18 protein-coding genes are annotated in these 18,723 nt (G+C 56.7%); 7 read left to right on the top strand and 11 right to left on the bottom strand.

The annotated features are described in order from the left end of the window. Window positions 1–713: alpha/beta fold hydrolase (locus ACTIKR_RS06040; RefSeq protein WP_442327340.1), on the top strand; the 713-nt coding region annotated here is incomplete at its 5' end. 221 nt (window positions 714–934) lie between these two features. Here ACTIKR_RS06040 and ACTIKR_RS06035 read toward each other — a convergent pair. Then, window positions 935–1,828, bottom strand: coding sequence for an alpha/beta fold hydrolase (locus ACTIKR_RS06035; RefSeq protein WP_193089096.1), 894 nt, complete (start codon window positions 1,826–1,828; stop codon window positions 935–937). A 22-nt stretch (window positions 1,829–1,850) separates the two neighbouring features. Beyond that, entirely contained in the window at window positions 1,851–2,699 is an 849-nt protein-coding gene (locus tag ACTIKR_RS06030) for a DMT family transporter (RefSeq protein ID WP_193089095.1), read from the bottom strand. Between the two features lie 99 nt (window positions 2,700–2,798). On the opposite strand from ACTIKR_RS06030, the gene gcvA reads away from it, so the two are divergent. Then, window positions 2,799–3,701, top strand: coding sequence for a transcriptional regulator GcvA (gcvA, locus tag ACTIKR_RS06025; RefSeq protein WP_442327339.1), 903 nt, complete (start codon window positions 2,799–2,801; stop codon window positions 3,699–3,701). A 208-nt stretch (window positions 3,702–3,909) separates the two neighbouring features. Next, window positions 3,910–4,377, top strand: a complete 468-nt coding sequence (locus ACTIKR_RS06020; protein WP_193090801.1) for a nuclear transport factor 2 family protein — start codon at window positions 3,910–3,912, stop codon at window positions 4,375–4,377. A gap of 37 nt (window positions 4,378–4,414) precedes the next feature. Here the strand turns inward: ACTIKR_RS06020 and ACTIKR_RS06015 are convergent, their stop codons facing one another. From ACTIKR_RS06015 to ACTIKR_RS05990, 6 genes are all read right to left on the bottom strand, one after another. Beyond that, on the bottom strand, window positions 4,415–5,005 hold the full coding sequence (locus tag ACTIKR_RS06015; protein WP_193090802.1) for a nuclear transport factor 2 family protein: 591 nt from the start codon (window positions 5,003–5,005) through the stop codon (window positions 4,415–4,417). A 184-nt stretch (window positions 5,006–5,189) separates the two neighbouring features. Beyond that, window positions 5,190–6,581: an MFS transporter gene (locus ACTIKR_RS06010; RefSeq protein WP_193090632.1), complete on the bottom strand. Its 1,392-nt coding sequence runs from the start codon at window positions 6,579–6,581 to the stop codon at window positions 5,190–5,192. Window positions 6,582–6,628: 47 nt separating this feature from the next. After that, window positions 6,629–7,435 carry an acetoacetate decarboxylase gene (locus ACTIKR_RS06005; RefSeq protein ID WP_193090633.1) on the bottom strand — a complete coding sequence of 269 codons (807 nt, stop codon included), beginning with the start codon at window positions 7,433–7,435 and terminating at the stop codon, window positions 6,629–6,631. 80 nt (window positions 7,436–7,515) lie between these two features. Then, complete coding sequence (locus tag ACTIKR_RS06000) at window positions 7,516–8,499, bottom strand: C-terminal binding protein (RefSeq protein WP_442327338.1); 984 nt, start codon at window positions 8,497–8,499, stop codon at window positions 7,516–7,518. Then, entirely contained in the window at window positions 8,496–9,272 is a 777-nt protein-coding gene (locus tag ACTIKR_RS05995; protein WP_193090635.1) for an SDR family oxidoreductase, read from the bottom strand. Before ACTIKR_RS05995 ends, ACTIKR_RS06000 begins: the two co-directional genes overlap by 4 nt. Further along, window positions 9,272–10,027, bottom strand: a complete 756-nt coding sequence (locus ACTIKR_RS05990; RefSeq protein ID WP_193090636.1) for a FadR/GntR family transcriptional regulator — start codon at window positions 10,025–10,027, stop codon at window positions 9,272–9,274. Before ACTIKR_RS05990 ends, ACTIKR_RS05995 begins: the two co-directional genes overlap by 1 nt. Window positions 10,028–10,191: 164 nt before the next feature. Between ACTIKR_RS05990 and ACTIKR_RS05985 the strand changes: the two genes are divergently transcribed. Then, entirely contained in the window at window positions 10,192–11,316 is a 1,125-nt protein-coding gene (locus ACTIKR_RS05985) for a mandelate racemase/muconate lactonizing enzyme family protein (RefSeq protein ID WP_193090637.1), read from the top strand. A gap of 390 nt (window positions 11,317–11,706) precedes the next feature. Further along, window positions 11,707–12,636: a LysR family transcriptional regulator gene (locus tag ACTIKR_RS05980; protein ID WP_193090638.1), complete on the top strand. Its 930-nt coding sequence runs from the start codon at window positions 11,707–11,709 to the stop codon at window positions 12,634–12,636. Here ACTIKR_RS05980 and ACTIKR_RS05975 read toward each other — a convergent pair whose 3' ends face one another. Next, window positions 12,637–13,611, bottom strand: coding sequence for a Bug family tripartite tricarboxylate transporter substrate binding protein (locus ACTIKR_RS05975; protein ID WP_193090639.1), 975 nt, complete (start codon window positions 13,609–13,611; stop codon window positions 12,637–12,639). It abuts the gene before it with no gap. Further along, window positions 13,608–14,744 (bottom strand): 4-oxalomesaconate tautomerase, encoded by a 1,137-nt coding sequence (locus tag ACTIKR_RS05970; RefSeq protein ID WP_193090640.1) that lies wholly within the window; start codon window positions 14,742–14,744, stop codon window positions 13,608–13,610. The genes ACTIKR_RS05975 and ACTIKR_RS05970 overlap by 4 nt, the downstream gene beginning before the upstream one ends. 125 nt (window positions 14,745–14,869) lie before the next feature. On the opposite strand from ACTIKR_RS05970, the gene ACTIKR_RS05965 reads away from it, so the two are divergent. Next, a complete protein-coding gene (locus ACTIKR_RS05965) occupies window positions 14,870–16,141 on the top strand; it encodes an amidase (protein ID WP_193090641.1) in 1,272 nt (423 codons plus the stop codon). Window positions 16,142–16,532: 391 nt separating this feature from the next. On the opposite strand, the gene ACTIKR_RS05960 is transcribed toward ACTIKR_RS05965, so the two are convergent. After that, complete coding sequence (locus ACTIKR_RS05960) at window positions 16,533–16,838, bottom strand: addiction module antidote protein (RefSeq protein WP_193090642.1); 306 nt, start codon at window positions 16,836–16,838, stop codon at window positions 16,533–16,535. Between the two features lie 323 nt (window positions 16,839–17,161). Here ACTIKR_RS05960 and ACTIKR_RS05955 point away from each other — a divergent pair, with 323 nt between their 5' ends. Beyond that, the gene (locus tag ACTIKR_RS05955; protein WP_193090643.1) at window positions 17,162–18,427 is read left to right on the top strand and encodes a winged helix-turn-helix domain-containing protein; all 1,266 of its coding nucleotides are present in this window, start codon (window positions 17,162–17,164) and stop codon (window positions 18,425–18,427) included. The last annotated feature ends 296 nt before the right edge of the window (window positions 18,428–18,723 follow it).

Genomic DNA, 18,723 nt, shown 5'->3' with positions numbered 1-18,723 from the left:
TTGTACTGATAGAGTCTCGTGGTCGGGGCGCAGAAGATTTTGATCCGCTGGTGCCATTCCTGCAGAAAAAAGGCTACCAGGTTATTCGCCCGGAGCCGCGCGGGATCGGCAAAAGCCTGGGCCCGACAGAAAACATCACCTTGCATGACCTGGCCGATGATATTAACCAGGTTATCCAGCAGGTTGCCAAAAAGCCCGTCATCATTGCCGGTCATGCTTTCGGCAACTGGGTCGCTCGCATGACGGCGGTTGATCACCCGGACGCAGTACGTGGTGTCATCATCATTGCTGCGGCGGCCAAAAGCTATCCAGAAGCCATGCCGGAGCTGGTGGAAAAAGTGCGTCATGCAACCGACCAGAGCGTGCCACAAGCCCAGCGGCTAGCCGCATTGCAATTCGGTTTTTTTGCCAAAGGGCATGATGCACGTTCCTGGTTGAACGGCAGCTATGGCGATGTCGCCAAGAGCCAACGCGCAGCGGGCAAAGCGACCCCGCAGTCGGAATGGTGGTCAGGCGGACACGCTCCCTTGCTGGAAGTACAGGGCGAACTTGATCCTTTCAAACCGGAGTCGACCCGCCAGGAAATGAAAGAAGAGTTCGGCGCCCGGATCAGCACGGTTGTCATTGCCAATGCCAGCCACGCGCTTGTACCGGAGCAGCCGCAAGCGTTGGCGGACGCGCTCGACAATTGGATCAAAACGCTCAAGCCCTGACCAGACGAACCAAAGAAGCCAACTTGCAGGTTGGCTTCTTTCATCACGCTCCGAAATAATCGCGAGAGTGCGCACACATCGCACTGCTGCGCCCGTCAATCATCAAATAGACACCGGATTGCGTTGCGCTTTCCGATTTTTCACAGCGGTCCGGCTGATGGCATCTCATTGGGCCGTATGGTGGGAATTGAACGCTGGGCAACTGCCTTGCGTGCAGAGCATTAGCCTGCCCAGTCGTTAATATCCAGCACAGCCGCAGCGAAGGCGTCGGGCGCTTCCTGCGGAAGATTGTGGCCCACATTGGGGATGATCCGGTTTTCATGACGTCCTGTGAAGCGCGATGGATTTGCTTGTCCATCTGCCACTGGCGTCACCCCATCGGCATCCCCCTCCAGTGTAATCGTGGGTACGGAGATGGGCGGCGCACTGGCCAGACGCTTTTCCATGTCGTCAAACAGCGGGTCGCCATCGACCAACCCGAATCGGTGTCGATACGAATGGATGACAACGTCGACGAAATCGGGATTGTCAAACGCCGCAGCGGAGCGGGCGTAAGTGTTCTGGTCAAAGCGCCAGGTCGGCGACCATAAGGACCACAAGAGTTTACAGAATGCATGGCGGTTTTCTGTCAGCACGGCGCGACCGCGTTCGCCATGGAAATAGTATTGATACCATAGCCGATACTCTTTTTCCGGGCTGGCCGGTTGCATGGCTGCGGCAATATCCTGTATGTTGTAGCCGTTCACGGAAACCAGGCCCCGCACCCTTGAAGGGTACAACGCGGCCACGATGCAGGCGGCCCGCCCACCCCAGTCATATCCGCCGACCACGGCTTGTTCGATCTTCAATGCATCCAGCAATGCCAGCAAGTCTGCCCCCAGCGCGGCCTGCTGTCCCGAGCGACGTATGGTCTCATCAACAAATCGGGTAGGCCCGTATCCCCGAAGAAACGGCGTGATGACGCGTGCTCCCCGCGCTACTAGTTGCGGTGTGACCTCTTCATAGGCATGGATGTCGTAGGGAAAGCCGTGCAGCAGAACGACCGGCCATCCATCGGCGTTGCCCTGTTCCTCGTAGGCGATCTCAAGCTGCGTGGTTGCTATTTTCTTAACCATGAAGTCATCCTTTCAGTCAATGTCAAAGTCCAAGACAAACCGCTCCGCCCACGACAGTCAGGCATGCGAGCCAGCGTTTTGCACTCACCGTTTCCTGCAGAAACATTCGTCCGATAAGCACGGCAAACACCACGCTGGTTTCGCGTAATGCCGAGACTGCACCTATCGCGCCCGACTGCAACGCCCAGATCACGATGCCATATGCCGCAAGCGAGACCAGGCCGCCGATCAGCGATATGCCAGTTGTCCTTGGCGCCGTGCGTACCGACGTCAACAGCGCTGCGAGCCCGCGCCTGGCAACGAACAAAACCGGCATCAGCCAATAAAACAGGAACATCCACGCAGTGTACGAAAGCGCCTGCCCGCCCGACAAGCGCACGCCAATGCCGTCGATCACAGTATAGAACGCGATGATCACACCCGTCATCAGCGCAGCCAGTACGCCCTTGCGCGACACCTGGCGCCCCTGCAGCGCGATCGCCATAATGCCACCCGAAATCATCACGATGCCCAAGGCGTGCAAAGGCCCGATTGCCTCATCTGCGAAGAGCGCCGCGCCCAGTGTGACGAACAGCGGCGAGGAACCGCGTGCAATCGGATACGCTTGCGCCAGGTCGCTGCGACGGTACGACCGCACAAGGCTTACGTTGTAGACGATGTGTATCAGTCCCGAGGTGATGATGTATGGCCAGGCCGCGCGCGCTGGCAATGGAATGAACAAAATCACGACCGTAGAGACTGCCGCGATGGCCACGCTCATCCACGTCATGGACAGCAGGCGATCGCCATTGCCATGCAAAAGCGCGTTCCAGCTCGCATGAAGCAGCGCTGCAAGCAGGACGAAACCACCAATATAAGCATAGCTGAGCATGCAGGGCCCGAAAAAAAAGTGTAGTAAGAAGTATATCTATCTTGTGCTTGGGCAACAAACCAGATAAATTGGCACTTCGTATTAGATAAACTATTTCGAATGAAACAAAGACTCCCACCACTGAACGCGTTGCGTGCCTTCGAAGCTGCCGGCCGACTAGGCAGCTTCAAGGAAGCGGCTGCGCAACTGCACGTTACCAATGGCGCGATAAGCCAGCAGGTGCGCCTGCTTGAAGCATGGCTGGGCGTGCCATTGTTTGAACGACATAACCGGCGCGTGGTGCTTACTGCAGACGCCAGAGCCTATCTGGCGCAAATCGACCCCCTGTTCGAACAGTTGACGCGGGCTACAGCCAGCTATGGTGTGCCCGCAACCGTCTCCCGGACGCTGTCCGTGAATGCATCGGCAACGTTCACCTTGCGCTGGCTGGTGCCACGGCTGGAGAAATTCCGTAGCGAACATGCCGACATAGACGTCAGAGTAGAGACGTCGAACGAGCCGGTGGAAAGCCTGAGAGAGACCTACGACGTCATCATCCGCGGCGGTCCGGACACGTTCTATGGCTATTCGATGAGACCGTTCCTGTCCGAGGAGCGGCTGCCGGTTTGCAGCCCGGCGCTCCTCTCGCGCCTGCCGCTACGCGAGCCGGATGACTTGCGACAACATACGTTATTGCACACAACCAGCCTGCCGCGAGTGTGGCCAGACTGGCTGGCAAAGGCACAGGTTTACGGCCTGTCTCCGACGGCCACCCTGACCTTCGATCACTTCTACCTGACGTTGCAGGCAGCCATCGACGGCATGGGCATCGCCATGGGACCAACGTCGCTTGTATCAGACGATCTTGCTGCCGGCCGGCTTGTTGCACCGTTTAACGGCCCACGCCTGCCGTCACGCAGCTATTGCACTTACGTTCCGGATGAAAGGTCTGCCGATGACGTAGTACTGCTGTTCCGCTCATGGCTCGAGCGCGAGGGGACACGCAATCCACCTGGTGAGTGATCGACTGCAGCAACCCACTTGGTTGACATCCTCCCCGGGCTGAAGGCCGGAGACTCCTACGGCGCTCAGAAAAGCGCAATATGCTAATGTCAAACGTAATATCCGATTGATCACAGCATAGACGCTCGTTTTCGTGCGATGGTCTGTAACAAGACTATTGGATACCGTGGCTCGGTAAGCGGTAAATTACACTTGAAAGGAATGCGGTATGAATAACGCTTATCTGTATGAAAGACTCGCGATCCATGATCGCCTGTGTCATTTCCAGAGCGCTTTTGACTTACAGGACTGGCAGTTGATGAACGAATGCCTGTCGGCAGAACTGCATGTCGACTATTCGAGTTTCAGGAACGATCCGCCTCGGCTTATGTCCAGCTCGGAGTACATCGCCTTGCGACAAGCGGCGCTCAGCGAGCTGAGAATGCAACATACCTTTTCCAATTTGCTAGTTACCGTGTCCGAAAATGAGGCAACCGCCAGGTGCAATTACTTGATTCTTAGATTCAGAACTGCCGATTGCACTTCAGAGGCTGATTTTTTCCACTCCAACGGTCGGTATTATTTTGATCTGAACAAGCATGACGGCCAGTGGCGAATTTGCGGAATTAAGCAGGAACTGATTGCCAATCACGGCACACCCAGTCTGCATAAAGGCATTATTCCCAAGTCGGCATAATTAAATATCAATGATAATTTGATTTATCCAAAATTCGTTATTTCTTCGACGTCAACGACCGCCCATGGTGGGGAGCGGCGAGCGCGATCAACCCCCACAACGGATCATCCCTCCCTCGCGTCGCCATCTGCATCCCTTCCGCAAACGGCGACTCCGGTGCGTCCTCCAGCAGCAAAGACTCATACGCCACCACCCTATTGGCAATCTTCCACGCCCCTTCCCGCTTTTCAAACCTATCCAGGTAACGACACCGCACCTGCGTCTGCTGGCCGCTGCCGCCTACTTTCAGCCCCACATTCGAGGCAGACACTCCGTCATCCGGCTTAAGCCGTTGGTATGCCACGCAGTAGGTTTCCACCAAAGCGACATCTTCGCCGCGCCAGTCGATCAGGCAGTTGCCCAGCAGGTGCATGGATTGCGCCACGCCTTCGTGGCGTCGGGTTATCCACTGGATCAGGCCGTCAATATTGCCGTTGTAGGTGCCGTGATAGTCCATGGCGTCAGCGTGGTAAACGCCTCGCACCACGTCAAACTCGCGTCTGTCCACGCCGCGACAATACAGTTGCAATACACGCTTGATTTCGTCTTCGGCGCGCAGGCGCTGCAGGAATTGTTCATTTTCGTTCATGGTTTATGCTTTGCAAATGAGGCCGGTTTTTTGCCCGGCTATGCTTAGTCCGTCATATCACAAAATCTTGAATAAACTCAACTCGCCGTTGACGCCTCAACCCGTCTTACGTCAACGACCGCCCATGGCGGGGCACGGCGAGCACTACCCTCCCCGTCCCGACCAACATTCCGTTGCTCTCGCCTCACGTTTGCAGGGCAACCTCTTCGTCAGGCTGCTTGTTATGCCGCAGAACCAGAATAGCAAGGATTGAAATAGCGCAAAGCGTGATCAAATAACCAACAAGATAGGTGGAGCTGCCACCCGCCTGTTCGGTAAGCCAAGTCGCGATAAAGGGCGTCATTCCAGCTACCGTGGCCCCGTTCATTTCCCGCACAAAGGTGATCCCGGTAAAGCGATAGCGGGTCGGGAACAGGCCAGTTAAGAATGCGCCCTGCGACCCTGCAACCGAGCCAAACCCCACACCGTAGCCGATAATCATCGCCAAAGCAGCCAGAACGATATTTTTCGAATCCATCAACCAGAACATGGGCGCAGCATAAAGCAAGATAAACAGGGTACCCAATACATACATCCTGGCATGGCCGAAACGATCGGATAGTTTTCCCATAATGGGAGTACAAACAATGCCGGCGATGGCAGCAAGGATAATGACATTCAGGGCATCTGAATTAGTAAACCCCAAGTTGTTTACCATGTAACTCAAGGCAAAGCTATTGAGCGTATAAGTGGCGGCGTTGGCGCCTGACATGGCTAAAAAGCCACATATCAATGCCTTGGGCTGCTTGCGAAGCACCTCGCCGAGCGGAATGGAGGCCGCACGCTTCTGCTCGCTCGCATGTTGGACGGCCCTGACATACTCAGGGGTCTCTTCCAGGCTCTTGCGAATATATAGCGCGACGATGACGAGCACAGCTGAGAACAGGAAGGGGATGCGCCACGCCCATGTCAACAGATCTTCTTCAGGTAACTGGGAGATCAGGCGAAAGATAATCGATGCCAGAAGCAGACCAACCACCGTAGCCGACAAGACAAAAGCAGTGTAATACCCCTTCTTCTTGGCTGGAACATATTCCGCCACAAGAATCAGGGCACCTGCGTACTCCGCGCCGGCCCCGATCCCTTGCAACAGACGTAACACGACAAGCAACACGGGCGCCATGATACCGATCTGTGCATAGGTGGGAAGAAGGCCGATAGCGATTGTCGATAGGCCCATCAGCGCGATCGTGAACACCAGCGCGGGTTTTCGGCCCTTCTTGTCCCCAAAATGAGAAATGATCAGGCCGCCGATCGGACGCGCCAGAAACCCGACAGCCAACGTCGCGAACGAGGCCAACGTACCCGCTGTCGGCGACAAGGACGGAAAAAATAGTTTGTTGAAAATCAGGCCCGAGGCCACGGCAAAGAGGACGAAGTCATACCATTCGATCACTGTACCGACGATCGCGGCCCACAAGACACGCCTTATTTTTTTGGGCGTGATGTCGGAAGGGTCGGCTTGCGTTTGTGTCTTTGATAATTCGTTACGGGTACGGCGGGCGGAGTCGGTTAACGGCTCGTTGTCCTGGGGCATGATTGTCTCCTTTGTAGTATTAAGTGTTTTTTGTCAAATTCGCCACATTAGGTATGGTTCAAATTGTTGTTTAAGTCAGGCGCAAGATAGTCATGCAAAACCTGGCCTTGCACTAGCGTGAAGTCCGCGCGCCAATAGAAAGCACTAAGCATTTCCACAACCGGCAATCGGTAAACAGGCGCCTGGATGTTCGGCCGCAGTTCGACGGTGCAATCTCCCTCCCAGCATTCGTGCACAACCACGTCGGTCAGGCTGCGGGAGGTCAGTTGCCGAATGGCGGGTGTACCGTCAATATGGTCGATCGCCTTCAGATTGAAGTTGTTTCTAAAGTCCATCAATTGGGAAAGCGCGGCAATGTCGCCTCGTTTTTGCTTATAGGCCATTGTGCCGGTAATGACATCGATGCCATTTCGGGAAACCGTGGCTACCCATGCATCGTCCCGGACCTCAAGCTTGGGGAGTCCGAATTTCTTAGGTTGGCCATGGATTTCGCGCCCGTGCGCCACGCCTACGTCTGAACTCAGGTAAAGGTAAGGCGAGTAGGCACCACTGACCTGTTTCGAAGGCAGCTGTGCGCCGAACATCACATTGGCTTCGCCGTAAGGCCCGAGCCAATCGGTGTCGTTCATCTTGTAGATATGAATCAACACCACGTCGCCACTGAGTTCGAGCGGTGGTGGAAGCAAGTATCCCATCTTGTCGGGGTCCGAACGATACGCCAGGCTTAGCACCTCAACGTTGCGAAATCCGAAGGGAAAACGAGGTACCGTCGGCGCATCCAGTGGGGTAGAAAAACCGCTGGCGCAAATTTCATCGATCGTGACACGACGCTCGGCACTGGTGTATTGGGGCATGCTGTTCTCCGTTTATCCATACATAATGTTGTTCGATGGTGCATAGCTAACGCACATTCGTCCGGCTAGCGATCCACCTGTTAGGCTCGAATGCGAGAGCCAGGTACCGGACGGCGCGGCGCGAGACCAGACAGCAATCGCTCGATATCGATTGCTGCGAGTTCCTGAAGCCGCACAATGGAGGTATCGGAATACCAGGCGGCGTGCGGTGTAAGAATGAGATTGGGAACTGCGCGAAGCGCCGATTGCGGCGGTAGCGGCTCCGTCTCAAACACATCAAGGGCAGCGCCGCCGATCACGCCGGAAGCCAATGCCTCGGCCAGCGCCGCTTCATCGATCAGCTGGCCACGCGCGGTGTTGACAATAATGGCGTTGGGTTTCATGGTGCGCAATGTTTGCGCATTGATTGCATGCGTAGTCTCGGCTGTGGCGGGCGCATGAAGCGAGAGCACGTCGGTCTGTCTGAACAGCGCCTCGCGATCTACGCTGGTCACTCCCATTTCAGCCGCGCGCTCTGCATTCACCTGCGGGTCCGACACCAGAAAGCCAAAGGGCAGCAACCGCGCGAGCACCAGGCTGCCGATGCGCCCCATTCCCAGAAAACCAATCGTCGTCTCGCCTGAGGGCTTGATAGGCTTGGCCACTGCGACTGCGTTCCAGTCGCCCGCCCGCACCGACGCGTCCAATTGCGACAGCTTGCGCAGTGCGGCCAACACCAGGGAAGCGGTATGGTCGGCCACCTCCTCAGTGCAGTAATCTGGCATATAGCCTACGGCAAAGCCGCGATCGAACGCCGACGCCAGATCAATATTGTCGTAGCCGATGCCATAGCGGATGATGCTAGCGCCTTCGGCCATGCCAGCAATAGCCTGCGCGGTGAGCGACGCGAACTGCACAAGCGCTACATCCGCCCCCTTCACCGCCCGCACGACCTCTTGTGGGTTTTTGCATTGGCAGGCGATAAACTCGGCACCCAGTTGCTCGGCTGCGGCTCGCTCGGCCGCCACATCGGGAAAGGTGTAGTCGGTCACGACGACGCGCCTTTTTTTCCGCGAAACGCTCATTTGGATTCCTGTGCGAAGCGCGCAAATTCAGGGTCGCGCACGTCGATTTCGATCTTTGCAATCTGGCTGCGCGCATCGGGCCCGCACAACCAGGCAGCAACAGCAGCCGTCACGGTCGGTGGGGTCAGGTCATGCTGGGGGATCTTGCTCAGCTCGTTCATGCCGGAGGCCCGGATAGCGCCCTGCATGGTCGTGTCAGTGGGCGGGATACCAAGAGAAAAAACGCGGATTCCCTGGCTGCTATATTCAAGGTCAATGGCGCGCGAAAGCATCACCAGCGCGGCCTTGCTTGCGCAGTAGGCGCTCCAGCCTTCCAGTGGCCGGTATGCTGCACCCGAGCTCATATTAATGACGGTGCCGCGGCGCTTTAGCAGCAGTGGCAGGAAAGCCCGGACACAGCGCATAGCGCCGCCGGCATTGACCGCGAGCACCTGCGCCCAGGCGTCGGCGTCCAGGTCTCCCAGCAATCCGATGGGGCGAATCACGCCGGCGTTGTTCACGAGCGCGTCGACCCGGCCGAAATCACTTACAGCCACGCTTGCCGCAAGAGCGACGTCTGCCGTGCTGCGAACGTCCACGGCCAGTACCCGCAGTTGCGCGCCGTTGGACGCCGTCAAGCCATTGAGTTCGGAATCGGCTTCTGTGCCGGGCTCCACTAACGCCAGGACGGATGCATTGGCTCGCAACAGCTGACGCACGACGGCAGCACCAATGCCGCGGCCCGCGCCAGTTACCACGACAGTAGCGCCATCAAAACGGGGAAGTGTGCTCATCAGGCATCTCCTTGAGTAAATGTGTGTTGAGATTGCCGGGCGGCTGCCATCGACTCGCGGGTGGATTCCAGAACGTTGCACATATGTTGGCGCATCGCCTGCTCGGCGGCCGCGCTATCGTTGGCGCCTAATGCCGCGACGATGGCATCATGGTCGAGCAGGCTCTGGGCGATAACCTCTCGCGATTCAGAAGCCGTGGTGCGAAATTCCAGGCCAAGCGTATTGAGACTGCTCGCCGCCCGCGATAGAAACGGGTTGGCACCCAGGGCGTGGATGTGTTCATGGAATGCGATGTCTAGTTTTCGATATGCCTGTGGGTCATCGATAGCGGCCCTTTGCTGCTCAATCAACGCCTGCAGGAGGGCCACGTCTTCGGCCCTTGCGGCCTTGGCGGCCCGTGCGGCGATGCCGCCCTCGATGAGTTGGCGCGCGTCGTACAAGGTATCAACCGATGTTTCCTCTAGCGACAGAAAGAACTGCAACGGCCCCAGGAGCGCTTCAGCACGAAGACTGGATACGAAAATACCACCACCGTGGCGCGTCTTGAGCACACCCAGCACCACGAGCGCGCGCACCGCCTCGCGGATGGTGGGCCTGCTCACGCCAAAGGACTGCGCCAGCTCGCGTTCCGACGGCAAGCGATCGTCGGCTTTAAGGTTGCCGGCACGGACCATCCCGAGCAGCTGGGCCACTACCTGTTCGGAAACAGGATCGCGTTCAACGTTGGTGGCTTGGAATTTAGGGGCTGACTGCATACGAATACATCCAAAAGTAGAAAACCAGTGCACGGATATGTCGATTACTGCGTGGTTTACAGTAATTTTCAAAATGGACAGGCCACTTGGTCACTTGACAATAATTTCATTAAACTATAGTCTTTTTTACAAGTCAAGACCCAAATCCATCGGAGACCACTCGAATGAAACTCGCCCGTTTGAAGACCTACGTCCTGCGGTACGTTGACCCGAACGACCTGAACCGGGAACGCATGACAGTCCTGGCGCGGCTGGAAACAACCGATGGCGTGGTCGGATGGGGCGAGGCGATTGCCATGTGGCCCGAAGCCTGCCGCGCAACAGCGCTTTTGATCGAAGAAGGGTTTGGGCCGTTACTTTTGCAGGCCGGAGAAACCAGCGTAGCGCAGTGCTGGCAGAAAATGCGTGATCATAGTTGGTGGTACGGCGAGGGGGGCATCGCTTCCTTCGCAATCAGCGCAATCGACATGGCGCTTTGGGACATACACGGAAAAATTCAAGGTCAGCCTCTGTCCGCGCTTTGGGGTCAGCATCACGACCGGCTGCCCGCCAACGCAAGTTGCCACGTCAACAAGGAAAGCCTTTCGGCCTGCATTGACGAAGCCATGGGGTTCTTCAATGCAGGCTTTCGCAGCGTAAAGCTGGGGCTGGGCAAAAAATCGCTCTCCACTATCGGCCATGATCCCGAAAGCAGTATTGCACTGGTAGCTGGCCTGAGGCGCGCGGCGGGGCAGGACGTGGAGATCCTGGTGGACGTGGGCAACGGGCTGCGCTGGGATGCCGACACTGCCATCGACACCGTGCGGCGCATGTCCGAGCACGACATAGGCTGGGTCGAGGAGCCGTTTTATCCCACACATCTGAAAGACTATCGCCTGCTTAAGACCGCGGTAGCCGTGCCTATTGCCAGCGGTGAACGCGAATGGACTGTCGTTGGCTACCAACGCCTGATCGACAGTGCCACGGTAGATGTGCTGGGCATCGATCCGGCACGCGCGGAGGGCATCACCGGTTTCCGAGAAATCGATCGATGCGCCGGTCGCGCCGGGCTAACGGTAAACGCGCACGCCTGGAGCACGGCAATCACCACTGCGGCCAGCCTGCATCTGTCCCTCGCATCTCCAAACACACGTTTATTTGAACTCAAGCCATTTCCTGTGGCTGTTCAACAGGAACTTGTCGCCACACCGGTAGCGCAAGCCGATGGATTTACCACTGCACTGAGCGGCCCGGGGCTGGGCGTCGAGGTGGACGAAGCTGCCGTGCAACGGCTGACTTACCGTGGATGAATGATGACAGCGGGATGGCTTCGCACTATGATGACTCATTAAGTTTGCAACGAACGACGGCATCTTCCGGCTAGATTTGGCAAGAGTACTGAAAAAGTCTGAGCCACCAAAAAAAAAACTGAAGGTTGTTGCAGCAGGAAACATAGTGCGTCGTGCGTCGTGCGTCGTGCGTCAACAGTATCCCCATCTCACGAAATGTCGTCTGCCGAAATTAAATACAGCACAGGTTCACTCGTCAATTCTCGACAATTTCTCTAAATTACGCTAACTTACTGACCAACAATCACCTTTACCTGAACAAACGCACGCCCAACTTCACCCTGTTCCCCATACTGACACTTTCACATCCGAAGTCAAAACCATCATCATTGAGCGCTTTTGATCGATCACATGAAAACAAAAGTACAGGCATCCATGCCGCGCTTTGATTTGTTCACCTTGCAGCTGGTACTGGCGGTTAAGGCCACGGGCAGCGTTGCGCGTGCCGCTGAAAGCATGCACCTGACTGCCTCTGCCGTTAGCAAGCGAATATTGGAGCTGGAAGATCAACTTGGTACGGCGATACTGGAGCGTCATTCCCAGGGGGCACGCCTGAATCCGGCGGGCGTTGCGCTTGCCCGCCGGGCCCAGTCAATACTGAAGGAGTTTCACAATCTTCAGGACGATATGGCCGACTTTACGAATGGCACGGCCGGAAGCGTACGCTTGGCTTCGAATACCTCCGGCCTGGCTTGCGGGCTTGCCGATCAGCTGGTGTATTTCAATCGTCAATATCCGGATATCAAGATATCGGTTCGCGAAGCCACCAGTATTGCGGTTGTTCAGGCGGTCGCCGAAGGCTGGGCAGATATTGGTATTGCCAGTGCCGATACTGAGCTGGGTGCATTAAGCGCACGTCCATATCGGACCACGCCTTTGGTATTGGCAGTACCAAAGAATCACCCTTTGGCGAGGCAAGGTGCCGTTCACTATACGGATACACTCGCTTACCCACATATTGGCCGTGCCGCCGATAGCGCCCTCGGACGGCTGGCAGGTGCGCCGCCCTCTGCTCGATCCGAAAAGGCGTCCGTCGATTCGCTGGTAACGAGTTTTTCTGCCGTTTTCTCGCTGGTCCGCGCCGGTGCGGGTGTCGCAGTGGTCCCCCTGAGTCCGGCGCAGTTGATTACCGCGCCGGATATCTCGCTGGTTTCGTTGAAAGACTCCTGGGCAAAGTTCGATTTGTGCCTGGTCTGCGATCCGGGTGTCATCTTGTCACCTGCAGCCTCGCGACTGCTGACCATGCTGGGCAGCACGCCGGAAACACCAAAGGCGGAATGATCAGCCCACAACAACGCCCGCATCGTGAATAACCTTGCTCCACTTCTTGCGGTCATTGGCAATCAGGTCTGAAAACGCGCTGGGTGAATCATGAGCCGGTTCAAAACCGCTGCCCACAAGCCAGGCATTTGATTCGGCGTCTTTGAAAAACTCGCCCATGGCCAAATTCCAGCGGTCAATGGCCGCCTGTGGTGTGCCTGCCGGCGCTGCCACGCCCCACCATTCATCGGCGGAGTAACCGGGCAGTGCGTCTTCGGCAACCGTGGGCAGATCCGGCAATACGAGCGAGCGCTGTTCGCCGGTTGTGGCCAGGGCGCGCAAGGCGCCTGATTTGATAACTGGCAATGCCGCGCCAAGAATGGCAAACATCATAGAGATCTGGCCACCCTGCAGGTCGACAAGCGCAGGGGAAGTACCACGATAGGGAATATGCTGGATGCCGATATCTGCCATATTCTTGAACAATTCTGCCGGCAAGTGGCCGGCGGCACCGTTACCTGCTGTGCCGAAGGTCAAGGCACCTGGCTCGCTTTTGGCCAGGGCGATAAGTTCTTTTATCGATTTCACTTGTAATGACGGATTTACCACGACAACAAACACGGTCGAGGCAACGCGGCTGATCGGGCTAAATTGCGTTGCCGGATCATAGGATAGCTTGCTGTAGAGCTCGGGATTAATGGAACTGACCCCGGCCGTGGTCATCAGCAACGTATGGCCATCCGGTTTCGCCGACGCCACCTGGGCTGCGCCAATGCCACCACCGGCGCCAGGCCTGTTTTCCACAACGACGGGCACACCCCACTTGTCCGCGACAAACCGGGCCAGGCGACGAGCCAGGGTATCCGTCCCGCCACCAGCCGGGAATGGCACAATAAGGCTCACCGGGCGCGTGGGATAGTTTGAGGCAAAAACAGTCGGAAAAGCGAATGTACCTGCGGCGATTGATCCACTAAGAAGGAATTGGCGGCGATTCATGATGTGACTATCTCCTGAAGAATAGATTCCGGTGCTTCGGCTACGAGGGTATCCGGGACATAAACAGTCCCTGCGAACAGTCGCCTGGCAGTACGCAGCAGACTGACCGCACGTACGTCCGGATCACCACCTGCGCCAGCACTATAGCGCTGTACATCCACCTCAATACTTCCCTGCGGGTGTTCAATACGGACGGGCCCGGTGGTCTGCCGGGCAACGCGTTGGGCGACAGAACCGCCTAGAAACGCGGCCACCCCCAGGCAAACCGCACCGGTCACGGCAAAGCCGGAATGGCATGTGTAGGGCATGAAATAGCGGGCAGCCAGCGTCGCGTCGTTGCTAGCAGGCGCTGCCACAAGCGTCAATTTGGGCATTTCGGAGCGCGATACGTCGCCCAGGCCCATGGCGCGTCCGGCAGTACAGCGCAAGTCTTCCACCTTCGCCAGCAAATCGGCATTGGCATTGATCACCTCGGCCGACTCATGCCCCGTCAGCCCGAACGCGTCGGCAGCGACAATGGCCATGGGCACGGCAGCATCTACACAGCTCACTTCGATGCCATTCATGATATCGACAACGTTTCCGGTTGGCAGCAATTTGCCTGTTTTGGCGCCGGCCATGTCTTCAAAACGCAACCAGACAGGCGCAGCCTGGTCCGGCACGCCATCGATGCGCGCATCGCCCTGGTACAGGACGCGTCCATTATTGGTCTGTACCGTAGCGACGATGCGCTTGGCGGTGTTGACATTGAATATTCTGACCGTGGTTGCCAGGCCGTCAGCCTTCACCAACCCCTGGTCAATGGCATAGGGACCCACGGCCGCCAGCATATTGCCACAGTTAACGTTGTAATCAATCGTATTCTTGTGAATGCACACTTGCGCGAACAGATAATCGACATCCGCATCGGCGCGTTTGGACGGGGAAATAATCGCAATCTTGTTCACCAGCGGGTCCGGCCCGCCAATGCCGTCGATGCGTCTGGGCTCAAGGGCTCCCAAAACGCGCAGCAAGATGCGATCGCGCTGCTCGCCGGGCGGGGGCAGATCGGACTCCAGAAAGAACGGGCCCTTGGATGTGCCACCGCGCATGACAACGCAGGGCAAACCAAGCTGATCAGAAAATGTATGCATAGAGTATGCCTCCTATGCGAAGTATTCTCGCCCAACTTGCGCTGCCGTGACAAACAATCATTCGGAACGGCGCCACTTCCAAAAAGTCACGCCACGCCCTGCCGCCTTGCCGCATACTGTGTGGGATGAATGCGACCAATTCCTACGAAGATCTTCGCGATCCCGACATACATAGCCAATTGCTGGAACGTATCGGCCGGCAAGAACCTGCCGTGCAAGCCTGGGCCTGGTTTGACCCGGACGTTCTGGCCCGTACACTGAAGGAGCTGAAAGCGCGAGCTCAGGAAGGAGCGCTTTCAGGACTGGCGGTGGGAATCAAGGACATTATCGATGTTGCCGGCATGCCTACCGGCAACGGCGTGATGCAAAAGGCGCCATTACCGTGCGCAGGTGCCGATGCGGATTGCGTAGCGCTTTTACGGCAGGCTGGTGCGGTAGCAATTGGCAAAACGGTTACCGCCGAAATGGCATACGCCCACGCCGGGCCTACGAGTAACCCCTGGAATCCAGCACATACACCTGGCGGATCGTCCAGCGGATCGGCTGCAGCTGTGGCATGCGGAATGGTGGCGGCAGCACTTGGCACCCAGACTGGAGGCTCGATCATCCGCCCCGCCGCTTATTGCGGCACAGTCGGATTCAAGCCGACCTATGGCCTTGTGTCCATGAAAGGCGTCACGGGCGTGAGCCCTCGCCTGGACACGCTGGGCTGGTTTACGACAAATGTGAAGCTGGCCGATCGGATTGCCCAGGTGTTGCTGCCAACTCAACCAGCGCCGACCGCCGCCAGGATGGACGCGTTGCGGGTGGCTCGCGTGGATGCATTACACGCTGGCCCAGCTGCCGAGACAATAAGCGAAATGGACATGGCAGGTGCTCGCTTGACAGAGAACGGTGCTAACGTCTCGTGCCTGAACATGGAAGACGAATGGAAGACGCTGACCATTGCGCACAAAACGATCATGTTCTATGAGATGGCATACACAATACAGACGACGCATGCAGCAAACTGGCGGCACTTTAGTGCAACGCTGCGTGCAACTTGCGAACAGGGTTCTGGTATCTCGAAGGCCGAATATCACCATGCACTCAATACCGTAAAGTCTTGTGAAGTGCGCTTGCTGCATGCGCTACAGAACACAGACGTAATATTGACACCCAGTGCAAAGGGGGCTGCGCCTCGCGGGTTGGGAAGCACTGGGGAATCCACCTTCAATCGAATCTGGACGCTGCTTGGCTGGCCTGCCATACATTTGCCGACCACCCAATCACGCGGGGGCCTGCCACTGGGCGTACAACTTATCGGAAAGCCCGGGACCGACAGGCAGCTGTTATGGACCGCTAATCTGGTACATCAGCGCATTGATCGCCGGATTGTTCACATCTGCGCAGAATGATAGCGCTACGGCGTAATGCTAGATAAATTCCATGGCGTCATCAACCGCTAGAATCAGGATCACCACCGTATCGTCACAGTGGTTATCGAGAAGGACGCCGCGCGTGCCGAACAGCTCATGCTCGAGCATATCTACTTCGCGAGCTTGTTGCTGCGGGATAATTATGAGCGGTTGAGCAAGCAGAACACGTTGGGGAAGTAGGATGCCGACCAAGAGATAAGCGGTTGCGCTATACCGTCGCCAAAGGCTGGACTGGTATCGATTTTTTGGAATGCAATTTATAAGATCCGAAGACGCCGAGGGCTTTCCATGAATAAAGTCCAGACATCGTTATACCAGACGCAAAGACTCAGGCGCTATTAACACATTTACTGCCTCACTTTCCAATAAATTAACGTCCCACTTTTGCCGTAAGCTGAATAGACGCGCCAACGGCTTTAAGGACAGCGTTAACGGTCTCGGAACGTGGTTTGGTCTTTCCAGAGAATGTTTTATAAAGACTCTCACGACCCAAGCCAGTCACTTCAGAGATCTGAGCCATTCCTAGCGCCTTCGCCACATCCCCCAGCGCTGCCAAAAACAGATCGCCATCATCCTCTTCAATGACAGCATTCAAATATGCGACGATATCCTCCGATGTGGTTAAGTACTCAGAGGCGTCAATTTCACTTATGGCTACTCCACTGACCTTATTCATAAAATTTACCTTAGATGTTTGACCAGATTTGTATCCTACAGGATGCAATAATGCAAGGACAAATTCCAATAAATTGAACGGGTACGATGATCATCACATACAAATAAACAGGTACCGAATGGCGGTGTTGGTTCCGGCTTATGGCTCATTGAGTAAATAAGAATATAGAAACCAACGCAGTCTCGGCACAACCTCACCGACTATTTTCAGCTAATCCTGCGCATCAGTAAGGCGCTCTTTTATTCCATACTTATAATGGAAAAAATCGCCGCGCGTCTACGCACGTCCTGCGGCCTCCCGGAAAACGATAAGGCGTTGTGCGAATGTCAAAATTAACGAAGTCGGAAATCTCCCCTGCCCAGGCTCGTCGTATCGCGCTGACAGCGCAGGGTTTCAATGGCATCACCCGTGATGGCAACATTAGCACCGCGCACCTGCGCCGGTCGATCGGACAACTTGGCGTACTCCAGATCGACAGTGTGAACGTCCTTGTGCGTGCCCATTACCTGCCACTTTTTTCCCGTCTGGGTTCCTACGACCGCACGCTTTTAGACACCGATACTGTCGCCAAGTCAAAACGCTTCTTCGAATATTGGGGGCATGCGGCCTCGCTGCTGCCGATGGACTGCCAGCCTTTATTGCGCTGGCGCATGGATCGCGCGCTTCGTGGCGACGGAATCTGGACGCAGCTACAACCCTTCGCCAAAGCAAGGCGAGCCGAAGCGGATACCATCCTGCGTCGCATCGGCGCAGAAGGCCCCCAGGCGGCTTCCGATCTGTCGCCCGCCGCCGCACCGGCTACCAAAGGAGCCACCAAGGAGATGTGGGTCTGGAGCGAAGTAAAGCACGCCATCGAATGGCTTTTCTGGTCGGGGCAGATCGCCTCGACACATCGCCGGGGCAGTTTCGAGCGCGTCTATGACCTGCCTGAACGTGTTTTGCCTCGTGCCGTACTTGAACACCCCACACCAAGTGCTGTGGATGCACAGCGAGCCCTGCTCGCCCGATCGGCCAAGGCCCTTGGCGTCGCCACCGAAGAGGACCTGCGCGATTATTACCGTATTCCCGCTGCGGACGTGCGGCAGCCGCTTCAGCAACTGGTCGAGGAAGGAACCATCATCCCCGTGCGCGTGCGCGGCTGGCGGCAGCAAGCCTATCTGCACAAGGACGCGCGCGCCGGTCGCAAGATCGAAGGCGCCACGCTGCTCTCGCCCTTTGATCCGCTTATATGGCATCGCGCCCGCACAGAGAGGCTGTTCAACTTTCGCTATCGGCTGGAAATCTACACGCCGGCACACAAGCGCGAGCACGGTTATTACGTGCTGCCCTTCCTGCTGGATGGCGCGATCGTAGCGCGTGTAGATCTCAAGGGGGATCGCCAGTCTGGCGCGCTGATCGTCCAGCGAGCGCATGTCGAGCCCGATGCACCGCCCCACACGATCGAACGGCTGATCGAAGAGCTTAGGCTTTTAGCGTCATGGCTTGGATTGTCATCCCTCGCCGTCGCGCCGGTTGCTGCGATCGACCCGCTGCTTGCTACCTTTCGCGTCGAGAGCCTGCCGGCATCTGCTGGGGTGGTGGCTGTATAATTTGGCATTACCGCTCTCGTTACCTGTAGTTGTTTTTGTGCTAATTCGAATCACCAGGCTTCTGTTCAATCTCCGATGAATAAGCCTGGAGAATGCTGGGCTTTCTGGATCACACCCAATACGTTCCCTCATTCATCAATATTGCTGCACTACCTGCGGCGGTAGCGTCCACGCCACATAACACGCTTCCTCGAGGCAGTTGTGTGTCCACGTCAGCGCAAATGCGTGGACAGCAATGTCAACACAAACACTTTACCCTGCCTTTTCAAGTTAAACCGTCACCCCCACGTTGAGCG

This window comes from Advenella sp. (assembly GCF_052108595.1).
Lineage (GTDB): Bacteria > Pseudomonadota > Gammaproteobacteria > Burkholderiales > Burkholderiaceae_B > Advenella.
Note: the sequence above shows the minus strand (reverse complement) of the source record. Positions and strands in the feature narration are given on the sequence as shown.